This window comes from Legionella gratiana, assembly GCF_001467695.1.
Lineage (GTDB): Bacteria > Pseudomonadota > Gammaproteobacteria > Legionellales > Legionellaceae > Legionella > Legionella gratiana.
Genome location: NZ_LNYE01000030.1, coordinates 524 through 1865, shown reverse-complemented (window position 1 = coordinate 1865; position 1342 = coordinate 524). Strand labels below are relative to the sequence as shown.

The following is a 1342-nucleotide window of genomic DNA, read 5'->3' as shown; positions in this document are numbered from 1 at the left end:
GTCTTGGGGAAAAGATAAAAGATGTGATTTCTGTATGCGACAGAGAAGCGGATATTTATGAGTATATACAATACAAGTTGGAGCATAACCAACGATTTATTGTCAGAGGAAAACATAATAGGAAACTTGCTAACACCTCAGTCAAACTTTTAGAGGATTTATCTAATCTCAAGCCTATGGGAAGTTATTCTATAGAGATTGCACAAAAAAGTAAGAGGAAAAAGCGTGTTGTAGAATTGGAAATAATGGCCAAGCAAGTTACTTTTATGCCCGCAGAGCGTAGCTTAAAAGCGCTAGCTGTTGATTTAAGACCTATAACACTGAATGTAGTTATTGCAAGAGAGAAAAATCCTTTAGATACCGAAGAAATATTAGAATGGATATTATTAACAACAGAGCCGATAACAAGCTTTGATGAGATTCGGCAAATTACACGATATTATGAGTTAAGATGGAGAATAGAGGATTTTCATAAGGCATGGAAATCAGGTGTAGGTGCTGAAAGGCAGCGCATGCAATCACCCAATAATTTAGAAAAAATGGTTGTTATCTTGTCATTTTTGGCTGTTAGATTACTTCAGTTAAAAGAGTATTTTGAACCCTCAAGCTTGGTTTTAGAGGAAGATGCTGTATGTATCCCATGCAATGAACTACTCACCGAGATTGAGTGGAAGGTTTTATGGAAAACAGTTGAAAAAAAAGAACTACCATCAAAAATGCCAACGGCTGAATGGGCATATCAAGCTATCGCTAAACTTGGTGGTTGGAGTAATTCTAAAAGAACTGGAAAAGCATCATGGGCTACTCTCTGGGATGGTTGGTTTAGATTAACTGAGCGAGTTGAAGGCTTTTTTCTCGCTCAATCCCTAGGAGTTGCGTAAGATGTGATCAAGAGACAGTGGATATGCCGCCGAACTGCTACAACAATATACCCTGCGCCCAATGAATATCAGTTCTTATACTGATGCTCCGGCAAGTTACATGGTTTGAGATCATTTTCTAGCGCAAGAAAATCGTTTGTTCTGACTTCATACAACGCCTTTATGGCATTTAAAACGACACGACCCGGCCGCCCAAAAAACCCGGGGAGGCCCGCCACGCCAGCGCCCCCGCGCGCCCCTTTATATATCGCAAAATCAATACCTAACTTAGACCCCTCGCAAAACCAAGATTCTTTCTCGCCATTATTTAACCAATTATAAAATTCTTTTGACGACTTGGGTTGTTCTTTAAAATCAGGTACCGGATAAAAGGGCGTGTCACTACAGTATTCATAAACAACATGAATAGGCAATAATTTTTGAGCACTGCCAACACCAGTTCGCCATTGATTATCATCATC

At 39.6% G+C, this 1342-nt stretch carries 1 protein-coding gene and 1 pseudogene; one reads left to right on the top strand and one right to left on the bottom strand.

All coding sequences use genetic code 11. The annotated features are described in order from the left end of the window. Positions 1 to 881 (top strand): IS4 family transposase (locus tag Lgra_RS16945; protein ID WP_193786669.1); only part of this gene is annotated, 881 nt, incomplete at its 5' end. 68 nt (positions 882 to 949) lie between these two features. Here Lgra_RS16945 and Lgra_RS16940 read toward each other — a convergent pair. After that, positions 950 to 1342: pseudogene (locus Lgra_RS16940) on the bottom strand (F-box protein); the annotation flags it as partial.